The sequence below is a fragment of the Vibrio sp. 10N.222.55.C6 genome (assembly GCF_041473395.1).
In the GTDB taxonomy this organism is placed as follows: Bacteria; Pseudomonadota; Gammaproteobacteria; order Enterobacterales; family Vibrionaceae; genus Vibrio; species Vibrio crassostreae_C.
This window is the reverse complement of record NZ_JBFRSD010000808.1, coordinates 1-601: the sequence shown is the minus strand read 5'-3', so window position 1 is coordinate 601 and position 601 is coordinate 1. Positions and strand designations below refer to the sequence as shown.

The following is a 601-nucleotide window of genomic DNA, read 5'->3' as shown; positions in this document are numbered from 1 at the left end:
ACTTTGATCCCTGTTTCCTTTTCGAAATCAGGCAGTAATACCTTCAGGCTGCTGTCGAAATCAGGGAAACCGTCGAAACGAATCTCTTTGTCAGCCGCGTTCACAGCTGTTGTACCTAATCCTAAAGCAACCGCGCATGAAAGCGCCAAGGTCTTAAATTTCATGTTCTATCCTTAATATTTTTATAGGGTAACGAGTAAATCCGATACCGAGTTTCTAGTGACCAACGTCGGCAGCAATTTAAAGTTCACGTCATGTTTGATTTTTTTTAGCTTTTGTAGAGTGAGCTGCACTGCTTCGATGCTCATCTCTTCAATGGGGAAATTAATGGTGGTCAAACTAGGGGTCAGATAACGCGCGAAGATGGTGTTATCGAAGCCGACAAGAGAAACGTCTCTCGGAACAGACAATCCCTCTTTATGCAAAACTTCGAACGCGCCAAATGCCATGTGATCGTTTGAAGCGAATACCGCCGTAAAGTGGCATTTTCTGTTGATCAACTTCTTCATGGCGCTGATGCCAGTCTCTTCAGTAAATCCCGCCTCAGAGACTAAGGCTTCATCGTATGGCACACCGGCTTCTTCCAGTGCCTTGCGATAAC

Annotated in this window: 1 protein-coding gene and 1 pseudogene; both read right to left on the bottom strand. The window is 45.1% G+C overall.

The features are described 5' to 3' along the window. Positions 1–164 (bottom strand): annotated as a pseudogene (locus AB4486_RS26300) (sugar ABC transporter substrate-binding protein); the annotation flags it as partial. An 18-nt stretch (positions 165–182) separates the two neighbouring features. Continuing rightward, positions 183–601, bottom strand: a 419-nt coding sequence (locus AB4486_RS26295; protein WP_372119702.1) for a substrate-binding domain-containing protein, incomplete at its 5' end; no start/stop codon positions are given.